23 protein-coding genes and 1 pseudogene are annotated in these 22470 nt (G+C 36.4%); 12 read left to right on the top strand and 12 right to left on the bottom strand.

All coding sequences use genetic code 11. From position 1 onward, the window contains the following. Positions 1 to 21 precede the first annotated feature (21 nt). Both rpmA and rplU read right to left on the bottom strand, forming a co-directional pair. A complete protein-coding gene (gene rpmA / locus N0B16_RS09355; RefSeq protein WP_028121647.1) occupies positions 22 to 279 on the bottom strand; it encodes a 50S ribosomal protein L27 in 258 nt (85 codons plus the stop codon). Positions 280 to 321: 42 nt separating this feature from the next. Next, positions 322 to 681 (bottom strand): annotated as a pseudogene (rplU, locus tag N0B16_RS09350) (50S ribosomal protein L21); the annotation flags it as partial. A gap of 126 nt (positions 682 to 807) precedes the next feature. Between rplU and N0B16_RS09345 the strand changes: the two are divergent. Beyond that, positions 808 to 1896, top strand: coding sequence for an acyltransferase family protein (locus N0B16_RS09345; protein ID WP_262990787.1), 1089 nt, complete (start codon positions 808 to 810; stop codon positions 1894 to 1896). 32 nt (positions 1897 to 1928) lie between these two features. Here N0B16_RS09345 and N0B16_RS09340 read toward each other — a convergent pair whose 3' ends face one another. Next, positions 1929 to 2171 carry a hypothetical protein gene (locus N0B16_RS09340; protein ID WP_262990576.1) on the bottom strand — a complete coding sequence of 81 codons (243 nt, stop codon included), beginning with the start codon at positions 2169 to 2171 and terminating at the stop codon, positions 1929 to 1931. A 138-nt stretch (positions 2172 to 2309) separates the two neighbouring features. Here N0B16_RS09340 and N0B16_RS09335 point away from each other — a divergent pair, with 138 nt between their 5' ends. The 5 genes from N0B16_RS09335 (at position 2310) to N0B16_RS09315 (ending at position 6840) form a co-directional block, all read left to right on the top strand. Further along, positions 2310 to 2891 (top strand): MiaE family protein, encoded by a 582-nt coding sequence (locus N0B16_RS09335; protein ID WP_262990574.1) that lies wholly within the window; start codon positions 2310 to 2312, stop codon positions 2889 to 2891. A 10-nt stretch (positions 2892 to 2901) separates the two neighbouring features. Beyond that, positions 2902 to 3519, top strand: coding sequence for a DUF502 domain-containing protein (locus N0B16_RS09330; protein WP_262990786.1), 618 nt, complete (start codon positions 2902 to 2904; stop codon positions 3517 to 3519). Between the two features lie 142 nt (positions 3520 to 3661). Continuing rightward, positions 3662 to 4594, top strand: coding sequence for a DsbA family protein (locus N0B16_RS09325; protein ID WP_262990573.1), 933 nt, complete (start codon positions 3662 to 3664; stop codon positions 4592 to 4594). Between the two features lies 1 nt (position 4595). Beyond that, positions 4596 to 5681, top strand: coding sequence for an FAD-dependent oxidoreductase (locus tag N0B16_RS09320; RefSeq protein ID WP_262990572.1), 1086 nt, complete (start codon positions 4596 to 4598; stop codon positions 5679 to 5681). Between the two features lies 1 nt (position 5682). Further along, complete coding sequence (locus N0B16_RS09315; protein WP_262990571.1) at positions 5683 to 6840, top strand: pyridoxal phosphate-dependent aminotransferase; 1158 nt, start codon at positions 5683 to 5685, stop codon at positions 6838 to 6840. Positions 6841 to 6888: 48 nt separating this feature from the next. Here N0B16_RS09315 and N0B16_RS09310 read toward each other — a convergent pair whose 3' ends face one another. Further along, positions 6889 to 8100, bottom strand: a complete 1212-nt coding sequence (locus N0B16_RS09310) for a PQQ-dependent sugar dehydrogenase (protein WP_262990570.1) — start codon at positions 8098 to 8100, stop codon at positions 6889 to 6891. A gap of 182 nt (positions 8101 to 8282) precedes the next feature. Here N0B16_RS09310 and uvrB point away from each other — a divergent pair, with 182 nt between their 5' ends. After that, positions 8283 to 10274 (top strand): excinuclease ABC subunit UvrB, encoded by a 1992-nt coding sequence (gene uvrB, locus N0B16_RS09305; RefSeq protein WP_262990569.1) that lies wholly within the window; start codon positions 8283 to 8285, stop codon positions 10272 to 10274. A 45-nt stretch (positions 10275 to 10319) separates the two neighbouring features. On the opposite strand, the gene N0B16_RS09300 is transcribed toward uvrB, so the two are convergent. From N0B16_RS09300 to N0B16_RS09285, 4 genes are all read right to left on the bottom strand, one after another. Beyond that, complete coding sequence (locus tag N0B16_RS09300) at positions 10320 to 10574, bottom strand: DUF3820 family protein (protein ID WP_262990784.1); 255 nt, start codon at positions 10572 to 10574, stop codon at positions 10320 to 10322. A 14-nt stretch (positions 10575 to 10588) separates the two neighbouring features. Next, a complete protein-coding gene (locus N0B16_RS09295; protein WP_262990568.1) occupies positions 10589 to 11677 on the bottom strand; it encodes an AI-2E family transporter in 1089 nt (362 codons plus the stop codon). Beyond that, a complete protein-coding gene (locus N0B16_RS09290; RefSeq protein ID WP_262990566.1) occupies positions 11677 to 12417 on the bottom strand; it encodes a beta-carotene 15,15'-monooxygenase in 741 nt (246 codons plus the stop codon). Before N0B16_RS09290 ends, N0B16_RS09295 begins: the two co-directional genes overlap by 1 nt. Before the next feature lie 66 nt (positions 12418 to 12483). Next, complete coding sequence (locus N0B16_RS09285; protein ID WP_262990565.1) at positions 12484 to 13206, bottom strand: hypothetical protein; 723 nt, start codon at positions 13204 to 13206, stop codon at positions 12484 to 12486. A gap of 47 nt (positions 13207 to 13253) precedes the next feature. On the opposite strand from N0B16_RS09285, the gene N0B16_RS09280 reads away from it, so the two are divergent. Next, on the top strand, positions 13254 to 14231 hold the full coding sequence (locus N0B16_RS09280) for an aminodeoxychorismate synthase component I (protein WP_262990564.1): 978 nt from the start codon (positions 13254 to 13256) through the stop codon (positions 14229 to 14231). After that, a complete protein-coding gene (locus N0B16_RS09275) occupies positions 14215 to 14841 on the top strand; it encodes an aminotransferase class IV (protein ID WP_262990563.1) in 627 nt (208 codons plus the stop codon). Before N0B16_RS09280 ends, N0B16_RS09275 begins: the two co-directional genes overlap by 17 nt. 2 nt (positions 14842 to 14843) lie before the next feature. Here N0B16_RS09275 and menD read toward each other — a convergent pair whose 3' ends face one another. Beyond that, positions 14844 to 16514 (bottom strand): 2-succinyl-5-enolpyruvyl-6-hydroxy-3-cyclohexene-1-carboxylic-acid synthase, encoded by a 1671-nt coding sequence (menD, locus tag N0B16_RS09270; protein WP_262990562.1) that lies wholly within the window; start codon positions 16512 to 16514, stop codon positions 14844 to 14846. Positions 16515 to 16600: 86 nt separating this feature from the next. On the opposite strand from menD, the gene N0B16_RS09265 reads away from it, so the two are divergent. Together N0B16_RS09265 and N0B16_RS09260 are read left to right on the top strand one after the other, a co-directional pair. Beyond that, positions 16601 to 17551 (top strand): isopenicillin N synthase family dioxygenase, encoded by a 951-nt coding sequence (locus tag N0B16_RS09265; RefSeq protein WP_262990561.1) that lies wholly within the window; start codon positions 16601 to 16603, stop codon positions 17549 to 17551. A gap of 71 nt (positions 17552 to 17622) precedes the next feature. After that, on the top strand, positions 17623 to 17787 hold the full coding sequence (locus N0B16_RS09260) for a bacteriocin-like protein (RefSeq protein ID WP_262990560.1): 165 nt from the start codon (positions 17623 to 17625) through the stop codon (positions 17785 to 17787). A gap of 80 nt (positions 17788 to 17867) precedes the next feature. Here the strand turns inward: N0B16_RS09260 and N0B16_RS09255 are convergent, their stop codons facing one another. Together N0B16_RS09255 and N0B16_RS09250 are read right to left on the bottom strand one after the other, a co-directional pair. After that, the gene (locus N0B16_RS09255; RefSeq protein WP_262990559.1) at positions 17868 to 18914 is read right to left on the bottom strand and encodes a PA0069 family radical SAM protein; all 1047 of its coding nucleotides are present in this window, start codon (positions 18912 to 18914) and stop codon (positions 17868 to 17870) included. Positions 18915 to 19031: 117 nt separating this feature from the next. Further along, positions 19032 to 19223 (bottom strand): hypothetical protein, encoded by a 192-nt coding sequence (locus N0B16_RS09250; protein WP_262990558.1) that lies wholly within the window; start codon positions 19221 to 19223, stop codon positions 19032 to 19034. Positions 19224 to 19392: 169 nt separating this feature from the next. Here N0B16_RS09250 and N0B16_RS09245 point away from each other — a divergent pair, with 169 nt between their 5' ends. Continuing rightward, on the top strand, positions 19393 to 19743 hold the full coding sequence (locus N0B16_RS09245) for a hypothetical protein (protein ID WP_262990557.1): 351 nt from the start codon (positions 19393 to 19395) through the stop codon (positions 19741 to 19743). A gap of 19 nt (positions 19744 to 19762) precedes the next feature. Here N0B16_RS09245 and N0B16_RS09240 read toward each other — a convergent pair whose 3' ends face one another. Then, positions 19763 to 22384 (bottom strand): hypothetical protein, encoded by a 2622-nt coding sequence (locus N0B16_RS09240; RefSeq protein WP_262990556.1) that lies wholly within the window; start codon positions 22382 to 22384, stop codon positions 19763 to 19765. Between the last annotated feature and the right edge of the window lie 86 nt (positions 22385 to 22470).

Genomic DNA, 22470 nt, shown 5'->3' with positions numbered 1-22470 from the left:
TATACTTTATAACGCAGTAAACTATGCGTTTGGCTCGATAGATACGAAAGATCTATTGTTTGCTTTCTTTCTGAAAACGACTTTACCGTCTACAAGAGCGTGCAAAGTGTGATCTTTACCCATTCCCACGTTTTCACCCGGGTGATGTTGAGTACCTCTTTGTCTGATAATGATATTACCAGCAATAGCGTCTTGTCCTCCGAAAATCTTCACTCCTAGTCTTTTAGAATGAGATTCTCTACCGTTTTTGGAACTACCAACTCCTTTCTTATGTGCCATTTTATTTTAAGGTTTTTGGATTAATTATTCTGCGCTTTCAGCGTCAGCTTTTTTGGTTGTTTTCTTAGCAGGTTTTTCTTCTTTCTTGTTATCAAATCCTGTAATACCAGTAATTTTGATTTGAGTTAAAGATTGTCTGTGTCCGTTTTTCACTTCATAACCCTTTCTTCTTTTCTTTTTGAAGATGATTACTTTATCAGCTTTTACGTGGTCTAAGATCTCTGCTTCTACAGTGATACCGCTTACAGCTGGGGCGCCTACAGTGATTGCTCCGTTTACGGTAAGAAGAATTTTATCAAAAGATACCTTTCCTCCTTTATCTCCTTTCAAACGGTTCACAAACAACTTCTGGTCTTGCTCAACTTTATATTGAAGCCCTGCTATTTCTACAATTGCAAACATTGTCTATAAATTTTTAGTTATTTCGAGGTGCAAATATACTGATTCTTTTTAGATTAAATAAAACAAATTTTAGATTTTTTCATCTGTCTAAAATATTTACATTTGAAAAATATTCAATATCCGAAAATGAACAGAGATCTCTACATTGATTTTGCAAAAGGTTTGGCTACGCTTTCCATTATATTTATCCATACCGCATTCTGGTCCGGCCAGTTTTATATTATCCCGGAAATCAGAGTATTTTCTCTGGTGTTTGATGTAGCCCTTTTTTATGCATTAAGCGGCATCACTTCCGGTGCAGATGTTGAAAAGACGCTGTATAGGTTGCTCAAACTTCAGATCACCTATATGATTTTTGTAACACTTCTGTTTTTTTTAGATTATTGTTTCAAGGTTTTCGGGCTTGCTTTTTTTTCTTTAGAATGGCTGCAGAATTTCTACTCTACCTTTGGATCAAAATATTCTGCGACAAATGTTTCTGCAATTCCTCAATGGCAAAACCTCGGCAACTGGTATCTTCATGAATACAGTAATGCAGATACTTTTCCTGTGGTGATGGGCAGCTTTTGGTACCTGAAAGTGTATTTCATCTTAACGGTTTTCGGAGTTTTAATTCTAAAGTTTTTTCCGAAACATATTAATTGGTTTATTGGGATTTGTATCACACTTACCCTATTATTTAATATTTTTCCGGATATCTATCCTACCGGACAAGTAGGATACGTTGCGTTCTACATGGCTGTGTTTCTTATTGGTAACAGAATGCGGGGTAAAAAAATTCCTGCAAAAATGATCCCCGTACTTTACGGATTGGTGGCTGTAGCACTGATCTGGATGTTCTGGTATTTTGGAAATGAGGTATTTTTTAAAATCAACAAAAAGAAATTTCCGCCACAGATTCCCTACATTATATGGAGCTTATTTTCACTGACGACTTTATTTGTATTGTATAACAGATTAAAAATCACGAAAGATAATTTCGTGACATATATTGGTAAAAATGCTATTTTTTTCTACTTCGGGCAGGGAATCAGTTCCTCATTAGTATATTTTTTGGTGGTTCCACTAAAAGAAAATATGCCTTGGTGGATTTTAATGATCTTAATTTATATCACAAATGTAATTCTCGCTTTCATTATTTCTGCGGCATTGAAAAAGACAGATGCTTTTGGCTGGAAAATTTTAGAATTTTTATGCAAAAAAACCGCTCAGTAAAATACTGAACGGCTGTTCTATAATTTGGAAAATTAATCTTTTTTTCCGTTGCTTCTTACAATAACTGCAATCAGCAGGATAAAAAGCAATGCTCCGATTACCCAGTAAATAGGATTCGTAAACCATTCTTCTGTGCTGGTTGTTGTTTCTGTGTTGGTTACTTTTACCTTTGTATCAGGCGCATCAGTCTGTGCCAAAGCAACAATACTAAAGAAAAAAGTTAATAAGAAAATACCCAGATTTTCAAATTTTGAGGCAATAAGTTTCGTGTTCATTGTTTATTTTTTTAGGATTATGTTAACTAAACCCAAGATTGTGCCATATTGTAAAAAACGAAGATAAATTGTGTGATCTTCTTTCTAAACCATTTAATTTTAATTTATATTAATTAAATTTACAGAAATTTTTACATCATGTTTAAGTTGAAACTTCCTACTGACCCAAGATGGGCAAACATTGCAGAAGACAACATTCAGGAAATTTTAACTGATCACGCCTGGTGCGAACAAAAAGCCGCTACCAACGCCATCGGGCTTATTACCATGCTTCCGGAACGTCCCGATATCGTGACAGAGCTTTTGGCAATTGCACAGGAAGAACTGGAACATTTCGGGCAGGTTCTTGAGATCATCAAAAACCGAGGCTATACTTTTGGACGTACCAGAAAAGATGATTACGTTAATGAATTGGTAAATTTTATCCAGAAAGGAGGTCACAGAGATACCTTAATTGTTGATAAAATGCTTTTTGCCGCGATGATCGAAGCCAGAAGCTGCGAAAGATTCAAAGTGCTTACCGAAAATATTAAAGACGAAGAATTAAAAACTTTTTATAAAGAACTGATGATTTCCGAGGCCAATCATTACACCACATTTATTGGTTTTGCGAGGCAGCTCGGAGATCCGGAAACAGTGAATAAACGTTGGGAAGAATGGCTTGAATATGAAGCCAGTATCATCAAATCCTACGGAAATAAAGAAACCATACACGGCTAAAAAAATTCTTTTGAAAAAACCGACTTTTGAAAATATCACCAATCTTTTCCTGAAAAACTTTTTTCAGGGGCTTGTCATTATTGGTCCGATCGGTTTAACCATATTTGTAATCTGGTATGTCATTACTTCTATTGACAATATCATTCCCTCAGTAGCAAAACAGATTCCGGGGCTGGTTTTTGTATCTATACTCATCATTACGGCTTTACTGGGTTTTTTGGGCAACAAATTTGTTGTCGGAAAATTCTTTTTCGATTCAATGGATCGCTTATTAGAAAAAACGCCTGGTGTAAAACATATTTACACGCCTACAAAAGATGTCATGTCTTCATTTGTAGGAGATAAAAAGAAATTTAATGATCCGGTATGGGTAAAGACCAATGAAACTCCGGAGATCTGGAGAATCGGATTTTTGACCCAGAAAGAAATGGCAGACGTAGAAAAACATAACTATGTCGCTGTTTATCTTCCCCATTCCTATGCAATTTCCGGTTGGGTGATTGTCACCGAAGAAAAAAACATCAAGCCTGTTGTGGGCATGACCGCAGCTTCTGCCATGAAATTTGCTGTAAGCGGCGGTGTTGCCGGCTTTCATTCTGACGAAAATATATTTAAAGCACCTGAGTAAATTCTTGCTAATGACAACCTGTTATTAAGCTCAGTATATTTTAAATATTATGTTAAATTAAATTCACCGTATTTTGGATATTACCTTAATTACTTTTCTTTCTTTATTTTTTAATCTCATTAATTCTAATAATTATCATAACATGAATACCAATCCCCTTTTAAACTGTGATTCTGAAAAAGGAGTCTGCGAAATCCTGGAAACACCCAATATTGAAGTTTCTGAAAATGATTTGGAAGCCTTAAAAACAGACAAAATAAAAATTATATACTTTACCGATCCTATTTGCTCGTCATGTTGGGGGATCGAACCGCAACTCAGAAAATTCAAATTAGAATATGGTGAATCTGTAGATATCGAGTATCGTATGGGAGGTTTACTGCCTTCATGGGATATTTATAATTCGGGAGGGATCAGCAAACCAAGCGATGTTGCAGGACATTGGGAAGAAGTAAGCCCACATTATAAAATGCCGATTGACGGCGGCGTATGGATCGAAGACCCGCTGAATTCATCATATCCCCCATCTATCGCATTTAAAGCCGCACAAATGCAGGACAAGAAAAAAGCAATCGTATTTTTAAGGATCATCCGTGAAATGGTATTTCTTGATAAACTGAACATTACCAAAACCGAACATCTGGAAAAAGCAGCTTCACTCGCAAAATTAGATGTCACACAATGGAAGGAAGATTATGAATCTAAAGCTCAGATTGAGTTTAAAAAAGACCTGGATTTAGCCCGACAATTAGGCGTCAGAGGATTTCCTACCTTAATTTTTGTGAAAGATGACGAAATGCTTGATATCCTCTATGGCTTTAAACCCTATGAAGAGTTTGAAAAAAGAGTAAAAAAAATTGATTCTACTATAAAGAAAAAAGAATATTCGAAAGAATGGCAAAATGTATTCACTGCCTATCCTACATTGACCACTCAGGAATATGCGGTGCTTTCCAATACTTCTTTTGAAAAAGCGCAGGAATTTTTACATACCCTTTCTCAGGAAAATAAAATTTCCTTAAAAAAGATCAAAAACGGTGATCTTTGGATTTCTAACCTTCAAACTAATCAGTAGAATGGATACAGTTGCAATAATAGGAGCCGGAGTTTCAGGATTAAGCATGGCAAATTATTTGGAAAAAAATAATATTGCGTATCATATTTATGAAAGAAGACAAAAAGACGATCTGAAAGGACACGGATTTATCTTACCCAAAGAGGGAATTGAAAACCTTTCTAATATCATCAATATTGAAGAGCTTTACAGCAGGGGAAGCTTTCTAAAAAAATATATCCATTACGCGCAAAACGGCGAGATTCTCTCTGAAAAAGACCTGGAAGACGTTTTTGTAATCTCCAGAAGTGCTTTGATAGAAATTCTGAGTCAAAATATCCCTGCAGATAAGATTTCTTACACAAAAACGCTTGCTCTTTCCGGATTTTCTGACGGGAAAGCAAATCTGCAGTTTGAGGACAATACGACTTTAGAAGCCGATATTGTAATCGCATCAGACGGATCAAGAAGCCGCATCAGAAGAAAAATATTTCAGGATGAAGTGATGAAAGCGGTTTTGGAAAATGAAGTCGTTAATATTATTGAAAATGCAGAAATAGCCAATCAGATTGAAACCAATTTTCTTAAATTCCATCACAATGACGGAGGTTTAACCTTTGGAATATTAAAGCTTTCTTCCACCAAAATATTATGGTATTGCCAGTTTGATATTACTAAATTTTTCATCAACGAAGATTATACTCCGGATTGCATCAGACAGTTTATGGTCGATCATTTTGGAGACTGGAATCCTTTGGTCTCATCCATTATTAACCAGTCAAGCTATGAAAACGCCCATATCTGGAGAGTGTACGAGCTGGAAAAACTCAATCCTTTCTATCATGAGAATATTGCATTCATCGGTGACGCGGCTCATCCCCTAATTCCATTCACAAGTCAGGGAGTAACCTCTGCGCTGAAAGATTCTTATACTTTAACCCAGCTTATTCTCGAAGAAAAGGATCTGCAGGAAGCATTCAGAAAGTATGAATCTGAAAGAAGGCCTGAAATAGAAACCCATATCAAAAATGGAAGAATCTTACTGAATCAGTTTTTGCTTCCTTTAGACCAACAGCCAAAAGACACTTTACCAATCTCTTACAAATAATATGTTTACAAATACAGAAATAAATTTTGAAGCGCTCAGAAAAAAAGCCTATAATGGCAGATGGGCAACCCTGGAAGACGGAATCATTCCGTTGACCGCCGCTGATCCGGATTTCAGGATGTCTCACGAGATCGAGCAGGGAATTATTGACTACATTAAAGACGGCTATTTAAGCTACGGCCCTTTTTCCGGGCTTCCGGAATTTAAAGAAAGTGTCGCAAAGCATTTTAATACCGGAAAAAAAGGAAACTTTACGCCAGAAAATATACTTGCGGTCAACAGCGCCGCACAAGGAATGTTTTTAATTGCAAAATATGTTTTAGGTCCCGGTGAAGAAGCCATTATTTTTGATCCGGTTGATTTTCTGTTTAAAAAAACGGTAGAAGCCGTTGGAGGAACGATCAGATTATGTTCTGTTGATTCTACCACCGGAGATATTGATCTCGAAATGCTGGTTTCCTTAATCAATCCGAAAACAAAACTGATCAGCATCTGTAATCCTCATAATCCTGTAGGAAGAGTATATTCTAAAGAAATTTTAAAAAAGATTTCTGAGATTGCTGCCGCACATGATCTTTGGGTAATGAGTGATGAGATCTGGAGCGATATTGTGTATGACGGTATTGAATTTAACACGTATTCTTCAGTATCTGAAGAAGCTAAAAAGAAAAGTTTTACGGTTTTCGGGTTTTCAAAATCGTTTGGGATTGCGGGTTTAAGAATCGGGGCAGTTTTATGCAATGATCAGGAAATCCTAGATGATTTTACTGAGAAATCAAACTTCAATTCTACTATTGAAGGTGTTTCTACATTATCTCAGATTGCAGCCAGTGTTGCTATTGAAAAAGCGAAACCGTGGTTTAACGATTTTTTAACGCATTTGCAGCACAACAGAGATCTTGCGCACACTATGTTGAGCAATTCCGGAGTTTTAACACCCAATTCTCCGCAGGCTACTTTTGTTATTTTCCCGAAAATTGAAAACGGAATGTCGAGTGACGATTTTGCACAGCATGTTCTGAAGCAGGGTAAAGTTGCGATTGTTCCGGGTTCTGAACGATGGTTTGGAGCGGGAGCAGAAGGACACATCAGAATCTGCTTTTCTACCTCACAAGAAATTCTTACAGAAGGCCTCCATAGGATTATTAAAAGTTTTTAAATAAAAAATGCCTGAAATTTTTCAGGCATTTTTTTCTATTCTTTATATCTATTTCTTTGAGATTTTATATAGTTTTCCGCTGTCGGTGATTCCGTAAAGATTGCCATCCATACCATTTAAAACATCTCTGAAACGTTCTTTCTGATCCAGCAAAAGTCTTTCTTCACCCACTACTTTATTGTCTTTCATTACGATCCTGTTGATATGCTCACCACTCAGACATCCGATGAAAAGATTGTTTTTCCATTCTTCTATATTTCCGGTATAGAACGTTACGCCGCTTGGTGAAACGACAGGATCCCAATAATACACAGGCTGTTCAGTTCCTGCTTTCTGAGTAATTCCCGCGCCTACTTTTTCGCCTGAGTATTCAATTCCATAAGTGACATCTCCCCAACCATAGTTTTTACCGGGTTTAATTAAATTGATCTCATCTCCTCCTTTCGGTCCCATTTCAATATCCCAGAGATTTCCCATAGGATCTATTGCCATTCCCTGCGGATTTCTCACTCCGTACGCATAAATTTCAGGTTTAAATCCTGCTTTCCCGATAAACGGATTTCCGGGAGCGGGTTTTCCATCTTTTGTAATTCTTAAAATCTTTCCTAAATAATTATCGGTTTTCTGAGCATACACTCTGGTTTCTTTATCTGATCTTTCGCCTGTACTTACAAATAGATTTCCGTCTTTGTCAAAGGCTAAACGGCTGCCGTAATGCTTATCTCCACGATACGAAGGGGTCGCGCGGAAAATCACCTTAACATGGGTTACCGATTTCATGTCAGAAGAGAGTTTCCCTTTTGCAACCGAAGTAAGGTTCCCTTCTCCAAAAGGTTCAGAGAAGCTGAAGTAAATCATATTATTACTCTTAAAATCAGGATCGAGTGCTACATCGAGCATTCCGCCCTGTCCTTTATCATCTACTTTGGGAAAGCCTTCCATTTTGGAAATCTGTTTTCCGTCAACAGAAACCACATTCATAAAGCCTGATTTTTCTGTAATCAAAAATTTCCCATCAGGCAAATTAATGATTCCCCAAGGTTTCCCTAAATCTTTATTTAAAATCTCAACTTTATAGGGTGTTGTTGTTTTTACAGCTGCAATTCTGGTTTGTCCCTCGAAGGCAGGTTTATAATCGGAGTTGGGTTCATGCGTTTCAGCACTTCCGTCATTTTGTTTCTGCTGTGCCGTTGTTTGTTTGCACGAACATAAAAACATAAAAATACTAAGCGCGGGAATGTAATAGTTGTTCAATTTCATATTATTAAGTATTGGTTATCAAACAAGAGGAAAAACAGTGCCAAAAAGAAAGGCATGCGCTTTTTTTTTACAACATTACAATGAAGTTAAAATACTGATAATTATATCTGTGGTTTCAAAAAACAGCATAAAATTATCCTTAGCTGTTTTTAAGACTCTTATTTATTTCATAAATTTGATAGATGAAATTTAATCTTCAATCAGAATATAAACCTACCGGAGATCAGCCAACAGCGATTGAAAAGCTGACCGAAGGAATCGAAATTGGTGAGAAGTATCAGACGTTACTGGGAGTAACCGGTTCCGGAAAAACTTTTACGGTAGCCAATGTGGTACATAATGTTCAGAAGCCTACTTTGGTTCTAGCTCATAATAAAACTCTTGCCGCACAGCTCTTCATGGAATTTAAAGAATTCTTTCCTGAAAACGCGGTAGAATATTTTGTAAGTTACTACGATTATTATCAGCCTGAAGCGTATATCGCAAGCTCAGGAACATATATAGAAAAAGATCTGAGTATCAATGAAGAAGTAGAAAAGCTGCGGCTTTCTGCCACTGCAAGTTTACTTTCTGGCCGAAGAGATATTTTGATTGTTGCTTCCGTTTCCTGCATTTACGGGATCGGAAATCCTTCAGAATTTCATAAATCATTAATTTCCCTTCAAGTCGGAGAAAAAACTACGCGTACTTCGCTTTTACATTCTTTAGTTAATGCTTTATATTCCAGAACATTGGGAGAGTTTCAACGAGGCACGTTCCGAGTGAAAGGTGATGTGATTGATATTTTTCCGGCGTATGCAGATAATGGGGTAAGAATTCAGTTTTTTGGAGATGAAATTGAAAAAATCCAGAGTTTTGATCCAGTTTCGGGAAATGTAACTTCAAGTTTTGAACAAATTCAGATTTATCCCGCCAATCTTTTTGTGACTTCTAAGGAAACTTTAAACGGAGCCATCAGAAACATTCAGGACGATATGGTAAAGCAGGTAGACTTTTTCAGTTCTATCGAAAAGCCTCTGGAAGCGAAAAGGCTGCAGGAAAGAACCGAACTGGATCTTGAGATGATTAAGGAATTAGGATACTGTTCAGGAATTGAAAACTATTCTCGTTATCTTGACGGAAGATTGCCCGGTTCAAGGCCTTTCTGCCTTCTCGATTATTTCCCGAAAGATTTTTTAATGGTCATTGATGAAAGCCACGTTACCATTCCGCAGGTTCACGCCATGTATGGCGGTGACAGAAGCCGTAAGGAAGCTTTGGTGGAATATGGTTTCCGGCTTCCTGCAGCGATGGATAACCGTCCTTTAAAGTTCGAGGAATTTGAAGCCATTCAGAATCAGGTGATCTATGTTTCTGCAACACCGGCAGATTACGAGCTGGAAAAAACAGGAGGTGCTTATATTGAGCAAATTATACGTCCGACCGGACTTTTAGATCCTATCATTGAAGTGCGACCCACCATTAACCAGATCGATGATCTCATGGAAGAGATCCGTAAAAGGGCTGAAATTGATGAGAGGGTTTTGGTAACCACCTTAACCAAAAAAATGGCCGAAGAATTAACGAAGTATTTCACTAAATTCGGAATCAGGACACGCTATATCCATTCTGATGTTGAAACCTTGGAGCGTATTCAGATTATGCAGGATCTGCGTGTAGGCCTTTTTGATGTTTTAATCGGGGTTAATTTATTACGGGAAGGATTGGATCTTCCGGAAGTTTCGCTGGTTGCCATTCTTGATGCTGATAAAGAAGGAATGCTAAGAAGCAGAAGATCAATGGTTCAGACGGTTGGCCGTGCCGCAAGAAACCTGAACGGAAGAGCGATTTTATATGCTGATAAAATCACTAAATCGATGCAGTCTACTATTGATGAAACCATCTATCGGCGCGAAAAACAAATGCAGTATAATCTTGAGCATGGTAAAGTTCCGGTGGCGCTGAATAAAAAGATTTCAGAAAATTTAGTGGGAAGAAGCAAAGATTTCCCTGATGAAAAATATACTCAGAAACAGATTCTGCAAAAAGTTGCCGAGGTTAAAGCGACGTATGCGACTGAAGATGTAGAAAAATTAGTCGCCCAGAAACAGAAAGAAATGGAAACTGCCGCAAAAAACCTTGATTTTATAAAAGCCGCTAAGTTAAGGGATGAAATTGCTGCTTTGCGAGAATAATATTGAATAGAAAGTTTCGGCGGCACCTTCGGTGCCGCCGAAACTTTAAAATTTATATACTTTTGTTTTAGGCTTATGATAATTAGCAGCTTTCCCACGAATCGGGATCAAAAGATCCAATAATCCGTTTAATTTTATTTCATATACTGTTGAAAGCTGCATACCCAGTTTTCCTTTTGGCATTCCCTGTCGGTGAAACCATTCAAGATAACTGATGGGTAAATCTGCCAAAACCGTATTCTGATATTTTCCGAAAGGCATTTTGACTTCACAGATTTCTTTTAATATTTCCGGATGTATTCCCTGCTCCATTATTATATGATTAAATCAATTTTAGTTTCCAATTCCTGGTCTTTATCCGGAAGCTGAAGTTCCGGGGTGTCATCTTCAGAAAATTCGTTTCGATACACCTGAATAAGCAGTAAGGTAAGCGAAATAAAAATCGGGCCGAAAACAAGGCCCATAAAGCCAAATAAATTCATGCCTAAGATAATTCCGAAAACCGTATTGAGAGGATGGATATCTTCGAGTTTTTTGAGTAATGTAAAACGCAATAAATTATCGGTAACTCCAACTATAATCAGACAATAAGCACCTAAACCGATCCCGTGACCCGTTTGTCCTTCAGCAATCATAAAAATACAGATCGGGACATATACAATTGCTGCACCCACAATAGGAACCATTGAAGCAACCGCTGTTAAAGCAAACAGTAAAATAGGACTTGGCGCACCAAAGATAAAATACCCGATAAGTGCAACAATACCCTGTCCTAAAGCAACAACCGGAATCCCTATGGCATTGGCCATAATCAGTTTTCTCATTTTTTCCCCGATCATGGAAACGTTTGATCTTTTCAATGGAGCGGCAGAAGCAAGAATTCTTTCAAACATTCTCGGCTTTTCAAACATGAAGTAAAGAATAAAATACATGGAGATGACCACCGTAAGCGTATTAAAAGTACCACTGAGTGCTGTGGTAGAAAATCTTCCGGCAAAAGCTTTCACTTTAGTCATGTTTTCTTTACTGAGGATATCAATTTTTGTTTTGGAATAGACAAAATCGTGAATTTTATCAATGAAAACATTGAATTTAGCCATATACGCCTGCGCATTCCCCAATTTGTCGATTAGCAGATCACCAATAAAATACAGCGGTAAAATAATGATTATCAGACTCGCAAACATTAAAGCCAGTGATGAAGCCCACGGCTTCCATTTTTTTTCTTCCTGGAGGTAAAAATTGTATTTCCGGCAAACCACATAGATGGTAATTGCCCCTAAAACCGAAGGTATAAAGAGGGCTAGATTAAAGCAGATTAAGGCTACTAGAATTAAAATAATAGCAAGCAGGGCAATCTGTTTAATGACGACACCACTGATTTGTTTTTCGTTAAATGACATTATGGATGAATTATCTGTTTCGGTTTACCTAAGTACGCGCAATACGTAGAATACATGGCCACCGTGATAAATGGTGCAGTAAAAATTATACCAAAGCAACAAAGCAGCGCTCCGCTGATGGTAATGAGCAGGCCTAAAAGTGCAGTTCCCAGAAATACACCATAATTTTCTTTGGCAATAGCAAAGGTTTTGCTTAAAGCATCTATTCCGGATGCGTTTTCAAAGAGCAGAATCGGATATCCTATCAGAAAAAGCGGATATACAAAAAGCACAGGTAAAAAACACAGGGCAAAAGAAATTCCTAATATAATATTGGTAATCAGGCTGTAAAGGAGAATGTTGCCGAGATTCTGACGATAGCCTATAAAAAGATCAGAAAATTCTACAGGAACTTTCGTGTTGTATTTATTGGTAATATAAATTAAGCCGACAAAAAGTGGGGCAAACAATATTCTTAAAAGGCTGGAGAAAGAATAATAAAGAGAAACGCCTGGTTTATTCCACAAACTGCCATAGTATTTAGAATAATCGCCGTCTAAATTTCTGAAATCTCTAAATCCCGACCAGGAATTGAATCCAATGATGGATTGAAGCAGAAAATCAGCGAGAAGATAAATAATCATTGCGACAATTGCGTAGAGAATCACCCCTTTGTACATTTCAAAAGCATGTGAAATGATCGATCCCGTATTTCTTTCTGGGACAGAACCTTGCTGGTCAAATTCGTTAAATTCGGACATGGTGTTATTTTTTAATGTTTCTCAAATGTAATTTTTTTTGAGAAGAAAAACATTACCATTTTCAAATTAATTTTTCTCTGTAAAAATAGTTTTGTATAGTGAATAAATCATCGCATTCCAAAACGGAAACGTAAACAACCCTCCAATAAAAAACAATGTGAAACCCAAATACTTAAATAAAACAGCCACAATCACACAAACAAAAATTTCTAGGAAAAATACTCTTACTGCCTTGAAATTTAGTGACATAGCTTCAAAAATCCTTTTATCCTGAAAAAACATTAACGGTGCTACAAAAAGAGTGCTGATCACCCATATAATAGGAAGAATAATGGTTTGGGCAATCATTAAATAGATTAAAAACCAAAATAGAAAATAGCCAATATATTTGAAAAAATTTGTTCCGCTGTATCCTGCGAATAAATCACCAAGCTCAATTTTTTCATTCAAATCAGCTTTTCTGAAAATTTTAAAAAAACCAAGATTCAAAGGATATAAAAAAACGATGGTTCCTAAAAATGCATAGCTGAAATACCGCGAATTTTCAGTTGCGCCTAATTCTGCCGCTTTCTGTAAATAAGCCTGCGTACTTTCCTGAAACGCTTCTAAAAGGACTTGGTTTTGTTCCCAGATTCCGTATTTTGAGGCAAAGAAAAATAGAGAGGTGAAGAAAACCGTAAAGTAAATAACAGAAAATATGAGCTGAAAGACCAAAGTCTTATTCCAGTAAAAAAATGCCTGTCTCAGTATAAAGTCGATTCCCGGTTTTTGTGGATATTTCTCCTGCATTGTAAATATTTTGTGCAAAAGTAAACATCAATAACTACTTTTGCAGAATGTTTTCGGCAAATCATCAAAAATTTATTGAAATGGACGAGCTTTCACAACAGAAAGTCCCGTTTTTCTTTATCGTAGACTTTCTTGCTGAGAATATAGAAATGTATACCGAATCACAAGTAGAAAAAAAGGGTTTATTAATTGATTTTCAAAACTTTAAAAATATAAATCCAACACAAGAGCTTCATAAGAAAACAGAATGGAAATCGTATCCCGAAACCCTGGAAAGTTTTAAAAAAGGATTTGATCAGGTACAGGAAAACATCAGACTGGGAAATTCTTATCTTACCAATTATACCCGGAAAACTAAAATTGAAACCAATCTCAGCCTGGAAGAGATCTTTTATCATTCCCAGGCAAAATATAAAGTGTTATATAAAGATTTTTTCGTATTTTTTTCTCCTGAAACGTTTGTGAAAATTATGGGTGATAAAATTTTCACCTATCCCATGAAAGGCACTATTGATGCCGCTTTAGAAAATGCCGCTGAAGTTTTAAAGAATGATAAAAAAGAAAAGGCAGAGCATTATACCGTTGTAGATTTGCTTAGAAATGATCTCAGTATGGTTGCGGATGAGGTAGAGGTGGAGAAATTTCAGCATATTGACCTTATAAAAACCCAGCAAAAAGACCTTTACGCAATGAGTTCTGAAATTACCGGAACTTTAAAACCCGAATTTCGGGGAAAAATAGGAAGTATAATGAAAAAACTGCTTCCAGCAGGATCTATTTTAGGAGCTCCGAAACCAAAAACCTTAGAAATCATTCTGAAAGCAGAAGGCTTTGACAGGGGTTTTTATACCGGAGTCTGTGGCTGGTTTGACGGCGAAAATACAGACAGCTGTGTGATGATCCGCTTTATAGAACAAGAAAATGATACCTTATATTTTAAAAGTGGCGGCGGAATTACGCACATGAGCAGATTAGAAGATGAGTATCAGGAAATGAAAAATAAAATTTATGTCCCAATTTATTGAAAGTATTAAAGTAGAAGATCAGGATATTTTCCTGTTAGATTTTCACCAGAAAAGAGTTAACCAGACTTTTGCCCATTTTGGAAAAGAAGGTTCTATTGATTTGGAAAAAATATTTAAAAACCTGAACCATGATGAAGATGGATTGTATAAGCTGAAAATCACTTATGATCTTGACAAGAAATTCCGGACGATGATGATTCCCTATGCCATTCCGGAAATACATGATTTCCAATTGGTGGAGAATAATATTTATGATTACTCTTTTAAATTTGAAGACCGAAAGGAACTGGAGAGAATGAAAATCAAATCGAAAGCGGAAGAAATTATCATTATAAAAAACAACCATATTACCGATACTTCGTTTTCCAATCTCCTGTTTCAGAAAGGGAAAGACTGGTTTACTCCTTCTACATATCTTTTAAATGGCGTTCAGAGACAGCATCTTTTAAAACAGAAAAAAATAAAAGAGACAGAAATCACATTACAGAATATTAGAGAGTTTTCTCATTTTCAGTTGATTAATGCGATGAATGACTTTGATGATATGTTTGTATACCCTATCCAGAAAATCACCAACCTTCCCGGAAGTGATGAATATCTTGACGTGTAAATTTATTTTAAGAAATTAAAATACGCTTTCAAAATCTCTGCATTGTTTTTTCCGTGGGTAAAAATCTCCATGATTTTTGGCTGAATATCTGGTTTAAAAAAGTTATTTAAAACTCTGTCGAGTGTACCGTCATCTTCCACTTTTGCATAGGTAAACCCAAAATGTTTTGCCATGAATTCCGCATTTTTATGATGTTTTGTCGCGATAAATTCGTCTAAAGTATTTGGATTTGCATTTCCCGGTCCGGGAATAATTTTAAAAATATTCCCTTCACCGTTATTAAAAATGATAATTCTGGTAAATGGCGGAATATATTGGTTCCAAAGCCCGTTGATATCATAAAAGAAACTCAGGTCTCCGGTAATCAAAAGGGTAGGATTAGCGTTTTTCATCGCAAAACCCATCGCGGTAGAAGTCGCACCGTCAATACCGCTTGTTCCACGGTTGCAATAGCTTTTATTTTTTCCAAAATTGAACAGTTGCGCATATCGGATTGCCGAACTGTTGCTGAAATGAATATTGTAATTTTCCGGAATACTCTGCGAAGCTTTATTGAAAAAATAAAAATCCGAAAACTCTGTTGTATTTACAAATTCTACATGCTTTTTGTCTTTTTTATCTCTTAAAACGTCCCACAGATTATAATATGGTTTTGGTTCTAAACCAATAACACGCAACAGTTTAGAAAAAAACAGTTCCGGTTTTACTTCAATTTTTCGGGTTAATGCAAAATACGTATCCGGCTGCCAAACCTCATCCAGATGCCAATGTTGTTTGGGATGTGCATTTCTCAAAAACTGTTTTACTCTTTTAGAGACCACATTTTGTCCTACGGTGATCAGTAAATCCGGCGCATACATTTTGTAATCTTCGTCTGAAAAACCAGTAATATACCGGTCAATATGACTGAAGAATTTATCATGATGGATATTAGAATTGGCTTCATGCAACACAACCACAGAATGATTTTTTACCAATTGGGTCAATTGATTTTCAAGTTCCGGGCTGTAATCTCGGGTTCCGACCAAAAGCATAATTCTTTGGGAAGTATTCCAGTCGGCAATCAAGTCAGAAGGAAGTTCGTATTCTTTTTTTCTGATGGTTTTTTCAACCTGTGGAAATGGAGGAAGCTCAGAAACCAATTCATAAAGAGGTTCTTCCAACGGAATATTGATATGAACCGGCCCTTGTTTCTCAAAACAAAGCTCAATGGCTTTTTTTATTATATCTGCATTGATATCTTCCGAATTATCTTTACTGTCTTCCAGCAGCTCAAAATCTCCATACGAATGCTGATGAAAAATATTTTTCTGTCTGATGGTTTGCCCGTCAAACAAATCTACATACTCCGTAGGACGGTCTGCCGTTAAAATCAGCAACGGAACGTTCTGATAAAATGCTTCCGTAACAGCGGGATAATAATTGGCCGCTGCAGAACCGCTTGTACAGGTAATCGCTACCGGTTTTTTTTCGCTGATTGCCATTCCCAGACCAACAAAAGCCGCGCTTCTTTCATCAACAATACTGTAACAGTTAAAATCATCAATCTCGGAAAAATGAATCGCGAGAGGTGCATTTCTGGATCCCGGAGAGATAACAACGTCAAAAATTCCGTATTGCTGAAAAAGATGCGCAAGTACCTGAATACTTCTCTTGGAGGAATATTTTTTCATAAGACAAATTTACTTCATAAATAATGAATTCAAAAATCATTTAATTCAAAAAATCTGTATTTTAGCAATACGTAAAATTTCTTAAAATGGATAAAATACCTAGTGTAGACCTGCGTGATTTCCTTTCGGGTGACCCGGAACGCAAACAGAAATTTGTAAATGAAATCGGAAAAGCTTACGAAGAAATTGGTTTTGTAGCCTTAAAAGGCCATTTTCTTGACGACAAACTGGTGGATGATCTGTACGGCGAAGTAAAAAACTTCTTTGAACTGCCTACAGAAACGAAACAGAAATATGAGATCCCGGGAATCGGAGGACAGCGAGGCTATGTCGGCTTTGGAAAAGAAACAGCAAAAGGGTTCAAAAAAGGGGATTTAAAAGAATTCTGGCATTTCGGGCAGTATGTTTCGGATGATTCAAAATATAAATCTGAATATCCTGATAATGTAAATGTCGAAGAACTTCCAAAATTCAATGAAGTAGGAAAAGAGGCCTACCAAATGCTTGAAAAAACAGGAAAGTATGTTTTAAGAGCACTCGCTTTGTATCTTGGCTTGGATGAGTTTTATTTTGATGATAAAATTGCGGAAGGAAATTCTATTTTAAGACCGATTCATTATCCGCCGATTACTCAGGAACCGGATGACGCAGTAAGAGCTGCCGCGCATGGCGATATCAATCTGATTACCCTTTTGATGGGTTCTCAGGGAAAAGGGCTTCAGGTGCAGAATCATAAAGGAGAGTGGATTGATGCCATTGCAGAGCCGGATGAATTGATGATCAATGTAGGCGATATGCTTTCCAGGCATACCAATAACAAGCTTAAATCTACGATTCACAGAGTAGTTAACCCGCCAAGAGAATTATGGGGTACTTCGAGATATTCTATTCCTTTCTTTATGCATCCTGTAAGCGAAATGTCTCTGAATGCCCTTGAAAATTGCATTGACGAGAACAATCCGAAACGATACGAAGATACGACAGCAGGCGAATTTTTGCACGAACGATTAATAGAATTAGGATTGATAAAAAAATAATTAGAAAAAGTACAATACATACAGAATTTTAATTATCTTTACTTTATCATCAAATTTTAATACGTATTATCATGAAAAATTTAAAAAAATTAAGCAAAGACCAGTTAAAATCAATCTCAGGAGCAGGTGGAATCAAACAAAACCCGGAACCTGATTTCTGTCTGTATTATTGCAACGGTACTGTAATTTGTACCACTTGCAGTAAAGATTTTACATGTCCAGATGATTCTATCTAAGCTGAGAATCATGACCACATTAAGAAACCGCTCTTTTGGAGCGGTTTTTTTATTTCAACTTAATTGATATCACTTTAAAATTAGTCAAACAGTCGTAATTGCTGTTCCCGTGTACCCGTAAAACCGTTTACAGAAAGCCGAGGAAATTCTTTGCCTTCAAAATATTTTTTCCGTCCTATTTTAAAAGTATTGTGAATCATTTCTGCAATATTTCCTTCTCCGGTATATCTTTCAAAATATCTTTTTTCACCTAATTTCCCGCCGCGCATAGACCGGATCAGATTCAGGACTTTTGCTGCCCTGTCCGGAAAATTATTTTCTATCCACTGTACAAAAACCGGTTCTACGGTATCATTCAGCCGTACCAAAGTATATCCGAAGCTCAGTGCACCTGCGTCTGAAACAGATTTTAAGATTGATAAAGATTCATCACTTGTCAATCCCGGAATAACAGGCGCGACCATCACATGGACAGGAACTTTATTCTCAGAGAGTATTTCAATCGCTTTCAGCTTATTTTTTGAAGAGCTGGTTCTGGGCTCCATTTTTCTTCGGACTTCTTCATTCAGTGTAGGAATGCTGAGTGAAACAGAAATAAGGTTCTGCTCTGCCATCGGTTTTAATATATCCAGGTCTCTCAGAACCAGCGTATTTTTAGTGATTATATGAATGGGATGCCTGTAATCTAAACTGACCTGCAATAGTTTTCTGGTAATCTCAAACTGCCTTTCTGCAGGCTGATAACAGTCTGTATTCCCGGAAAGCAAAATCGGCGCAGGTTGGTGCCCTTTTTTTTGAAAAAACCTTTCCAGTAATTCCGGTGCGTTTTTCTTCACCATAATTTTTCTCTCAAAATCTATTCCTGCACTGTAGCCCCAAAATTCATGCGTAGGTCGCGCAAAGCAATAGGAACATCCATGTTCACATCCTTGATAAGGATTCATAGAATATTCCATCGGCAAATCTTCACTTTTAACCTGATTGACAATGGTTTTAGGAAAAACTTCTGTAAAAGATGTTTTTACGGGTTCAAATTCTTCATCTTCAGGCTCAAAAGTAAACCGGTCGAAACGATTGATAACATTTCGCTGCGCACCCTGCCCTTTTATATTATTTTCATTCTGCATATGGTAAAGTTAAAAGTCTGTTTAAAAAAAATAATGAGTTTTAAGACAGAAGTTTTCCACAAAAAAAAACCAACATTCACAAATGTCGGTTTATTAATATATTTTGGATCTTACTATTTATTTCATTGCAAAAAATTCTATACCATGATCATCATCGGCATTTGAGTTATCAAAGTGTCTGTGATAATCAGAGTAATATTCGTTATATTTTTTTTGCTTTTTGCTTACTAATTTTTTAAAGCCTAAAATCCCCAATACGGCTAAAAGACCAACTCCTCCTGCCAGTAAAACGCCAACTTCTCTTTTCATGTTTGTACTATTTGAAAACAATCCATCAAATAATATACCTTTTTTGATATTGAAATTATAAATTTTGTTAACATGATTAATTTATTTCAAAGCTGCCACACTTCGAGAGATTACCAATCATCAATAAACTATGGTTTAATAATTGTAGTACTTTCAGAAAAATAATATTATGGAAAATTCAGGAACCAGCGATCAGATGACAACCCTCAGTCAGGTTATGGAAAAATTAAGAAAAAGAGGCATTAATAAAGAATTCCGTATGAATGAAGCTTGCGAAATGAAGTATGAAGAGTCGGAAAAAAATTATAAACCAGATGATCTGAAAATTTTAAAAACGTATCGTTTTGAAGGTGACAGCAATCCCGACGACAGTGCAGTTTTATATGTTTTGGAAGATAATTCAGGCAATAAAGGCATTATTATAGACTCTTTCGGAGCGTACAGCACATATCCCGGTGAAGCGTTCGATAATTTTTTAAGAGACATTCCGGTGGAAGAAAGTAAAGAATATGATTTCTGATAATAATAAAGCTCCGCAATTATTTTGTTCCGGAGCTTTCTTTTTTATTAAAAACCCTCTTTAAAAGCCCTTTTTTCTTTTCTTCTTTTGGCGGAACCGTTTCGTTTACTGCAGCTTTTACCTCTTTCACCGCATTGACGGTATTTTTAACCGTTTTTTCTGTTTTTGCAATCCCATTCCCGATCAGGGTTTTCTTTAAGCCGTCTTCAATTCCTTTCCAGAACAAATTAAAAAATGATTTTGTAGGATCACGCTCTACACCTTCTACCACTACAGATTCCGGAAATTTACCTGAGTCTGATTTGATGAAAATATTCGCAACAGCACTTAAAACCCCTTTTTTCTCTTTACTTTCTTTATCTAAAATGGAAACCTTAAGATCAGTATGCTTCAGATTAAAGGTTCCGCCGATTCCTTTGGGATTTCCTTTAAAATCAAACAGCATTTCCTGAATCGTTCCTGTTGCCGAAACACTGAGATAGGGCACAATAAAAGCATTGATGGCCACCGCCGGAATTCCTGCCGCCCTTCCTGAAATCGAAAAACGGTCACTCTGATCTGCCGTATCGAAGCTCCAGTTTACGGAAAGCGGTGACGTTTTCATAAAAGTACAGTCAATTTTGATAATCACCTTTGTCGGTTTACCTTTCATTTTTGCAGAATTGAGATTTTTAACATTCATATTCATCGAGCTGAATGTAAGTTTTCCCGGGCCGCTGCTTTTCGGAGTATCTTCTTCGTATTCTAAAAAAGCATTTTTAAGATTAAGATTATCAACAAACAGAGGGATTTTTATTGATCTCAGCAATCTGGAATACAGCAGTTTTTCTTTCGGGTCGTCTGCGGGAACTTTACTTCTGAAAATATTGGCATCTGCTGATAAAATGGTCAGATTTTTTGCGTGTATGAATTTCTGATCTGAAAAAAGATCCCAATTTCCTACCGCCGATATCTGCTGCGCTTTTAAATCATACAAATCACTTTCTACCGGTATCATTCTGATAAACTGGCTTCTCGAAACGAGAGGCTTCATCGCAAACTGATTGATTTTTAGGTTATCATTATGAAGTTCAATCCAACCTGAGGTCATATGATAAAATCTGGTATTATACCCAAAATTTTTGGCTGTAAGCGAATACTCTTTCATTGTGACAGCCATCCCGGAATGATTGGGCTTTGCGTTCAGCTCAATATTGGTAATCGTCGCGTTCAGATCATTTAAAGCAATCGGCTGACTGTTTTTATCATATGTAATGCTGGAGTTTTTAACCATCACTTTTCCAACAACGATCGGAAACTGTATTCCGTCAAAATTTGATTTTTTATTTGGCAGGCTGGTTCCGGCTTTAATGCTTCCGTTCACATTATTCAGCAAAACGTCTTTTACGTTCAGGTTCAGTTTTTTATCAATAATTTCCCATTTATTGATGTTGAAAGCCAGCTTTTCCGCCTTCAGATTCATTGTCGTTTTCCCTGATCCTGAAGGGTTCGGAACGATTGAAATATTTCTGATATCTCCTTTTTTAGGATTCAGGGAAATGCTTTCAATTGTAATATCCTGATGATTTGAAAACCAGATATTTTTTCCTGAAAGTTTAAAATCTTTATATCGTACGGGTATCGTTTCTTTCGAAATTTCCTTGTCAAATTCAAAATGATTGATATCAAGATGCACTTGTTTTGCGTACAGTAATTTTTCACCATCGGGTTTATTGATCTGAACTGTTGCATTATTCATAACAATATCATCCAGATTTAACTCAAAATTAAATGGTTTTTTTAATTTTTCCGGAATGGCATTCGTGGTATAAATCAATAAATCAGGATTCTGAAACTTGGCATTGGCGAGCGATATCTTATTTTTTTTAAGAACAATATCTTTAAAATCCATTTTAGGAATATTGAACTGATACAGCTGTGTTTTTTTGGGATATGATTTTTTAAACGCATCAAAGCTCATCAAAGGGACCAGCTGAAAATTCTCGATGGACATCTGACCGTTTACCGTTGTAATTGTTTTAATTTTTAACGTATAAATATCATCCGGCCGAAAGAAGAAATTTTTTCCTTTGATGCTGTACTGATCAAAAATGATGGGAAGCTTATTTTCTACAGATTCTTCCGTCAGCTGAAGGTTTTCCACCAAAAGATCTAAATGGCTGACTCCTAAAAAATTCTGTTTTGTATGCTTATAGACGTTAATAGTTCCGTTACTGATCCTGATATTCTCAAATGATACAGGGTTTCTCTTTTTTCCTGTTTTGGAATCAATCGGTTTAGCAAGTGTGATATTGAGATTGGGTTTGGCAAGTAAAAGATCAGAAGAGCTGATGACTTTATTAAAGAGGGCATCATAAATTCCAAATCGGCTGATTTTCAAGGTATCGATGGTGCCTTGTAAACCAATCACATTATTATTTTCAGGATTTTTATTGTTTACCGTAATTTGTGAAACAAAAATATTTCCCGTTATTAGATCTACATCAAGCCTTTTGTAGGAAACTTTATAATCAGTATTGTTTTTTATATAATTGGGAAGCTGGGTTTTGAGCCAGATATTCAGTGCAAGGTTGCAAAGTAAAAAAATACAGAGCAAAACCCCGAGAGAGAATATTAGCTTTTTAACCCATTTTTTTTTCATAGCAACAATTTTAATACTTTATAATTGAATTTTTTTAAATAAATTTTTCAATATATAACAATTAACGTACTACAATCTTGATTTTA

Origin of the sequence: Chryseobacterium gilvum, assembly GCF_025628965.1 — a bacterium.
Lineage (GTDB): Bacteria > Bacteroidota > Bacteroidia > Flavobacteriales > Weeksellaceae > Chryseobacterium > Chryseobacterium gilvum.
The sequence above is the reverse complement of the archived record's forward strand: the minus strand, read 5'-3'. Positions and strand labels throughout refer to the sequence as shown.

Bases quoted from the DNA above. Each gene is read 5' to 3' on its own strand.
- N0B16_RS09315 (WP_262990571.1), top strand. From the start codon at position 5,683: ATGTTTACAAATACAGAAATAAATTTTGAAGCGCTCAGAAAAAAAGCC.
- N0B16_RS09340 (WP_262990576.1), bottom strand. From the start codon at position 2,171: ATGAACACGAAACTTATTGCCTCAAAATTTGAAAATCTGGGTATTTTC.
- N0B16_RS09255 (WP_262990559.1), bottom strand. From the start codon at position 18,914: ATGCAGAATGAAAATAATATAAAAGGGCAGGGTGCGCAGCGAAATGTT.
- N0B16_RS09245 (WP_262990557.1), top strand. From the start codon at position 19,393: ATGGAAAATTCAGGAACCAGCGATCAGATGACAACCCTCAGTCAGGTT.
- N0B16_RS09345 (WP_262990787.1), top strand. From the start codon at position 808: ATGAACAGAGATCTCTACATTGATTTTGCAAAAGGTTTGGCTACGCTT.
- N0B16_RS09275 (WP_262990563.1), top strand. From the start codon at position 14,215: ATGTCCCAATTTATTGAAAGTATTAAAGTAGAAGATCAGGATATTTTC.
- N0B16_RS09260 (WP_262990560.1), top strand. From the start codon at position 17,623: ATGAAAAATTTAAAAAAATTAAGCAAAGACCAGTTAAAATCAATCTCA.
- N0B16_RS09310 (WP_262990570.1), bottom strand. From the start codon at position 8,100: ATGAAATTGAACAACTATTACATTCCCGCGCTTAGTATTTTTATGTTT.
- menD (WP_262990562.1), bottom strand. From the start codon at position 16,514: ATGAAAAAATATTCCTCCAAGAGAAGTATTCAGGTACTTGCGCATCTT.
- N0B16_RS09250 (WP_262990558.1), bottom strand. From the start codon at position 19,223: ATGAAAAGAGAAGTTGGCGTTTTACTGGCAGGAGGAGTTGGTCTTTTA.
- N0B16_RS09325 (WP_262990573.1), top strand. From the start codon at position 3,662: ATGAATACCAATCCCCTTTTAAACTGTGATTCTGAAAAAGGAGTCTGC.
- N0B16_RS09280 (WP_262990564.1), top strand. From the start codon at position 13,254: ATGTTTTCGGCAAATCATCAAAAATTTATTGAAATGGACGAGCTTTCA.
- uvrB (WP_262990569.1), top strand. From the start codon at position 8,283: ATGAAATTTAATCTTCAATCAGAATATAAACCTACCGGAGATCAGCCA.
- N0B16_RS09240 (WP_262990556.1), bottom strand. From the start codon at position 22,384: ATGAAAAAAAAATGGGTTAAAAAGCTAATATTCTCTCTCGGGGTTTTG.
- N0B16_RS09285 (WP_262990565.1), bottom strand. From the start codon at position 13,206: ATGCAGGAGAAATATCCACAAAAACCGGGAATCGACTTTATACTGAGA.
- N0B16_RS09320 (WP_262990572.1), top strand. From the start codon at position 4,596: ATGGATACAGTTGCAATAATAGGAGCCGGAGTTTCAGGATTAAGCATG.
- N0B16_RS09290 (WP_262990566.1), bottom strand. From the start codon at position 12,417: ATGTCCGAATTTAACGAATTTGACCAGCAAGGTTCTGTCCCAGAAAGA.
- N0B16_RS09295 (WP_262990568.1), bottom strand. From the start codon at position 11,677: ATGTCATTTAACGAAAAACAAATCAGTGGTGTCGTCATTAAACAGATT.
- rpmA (WP_028121647.1), bottom strand. From the start codon at position 279: ATGGCACATAAGAAAGGAGTTGGTAGTTCCAAAAACGGTAGAGAATCT.
- N0B16_RS09265 (WP_262990561.1), top strand. From the start codon at position 16,601: ATGGATAAAATACCTAGTGTAGACCTGCGTGATTTCCTTTCGGGTGAC.
- N0B16_RS09335 (WP_262990574.1), top strand. From the start codon at position 2,310: ATGTTTAAGTTGAAACTTCCTACTGACCCAAGATGGGCAAACATTGCA.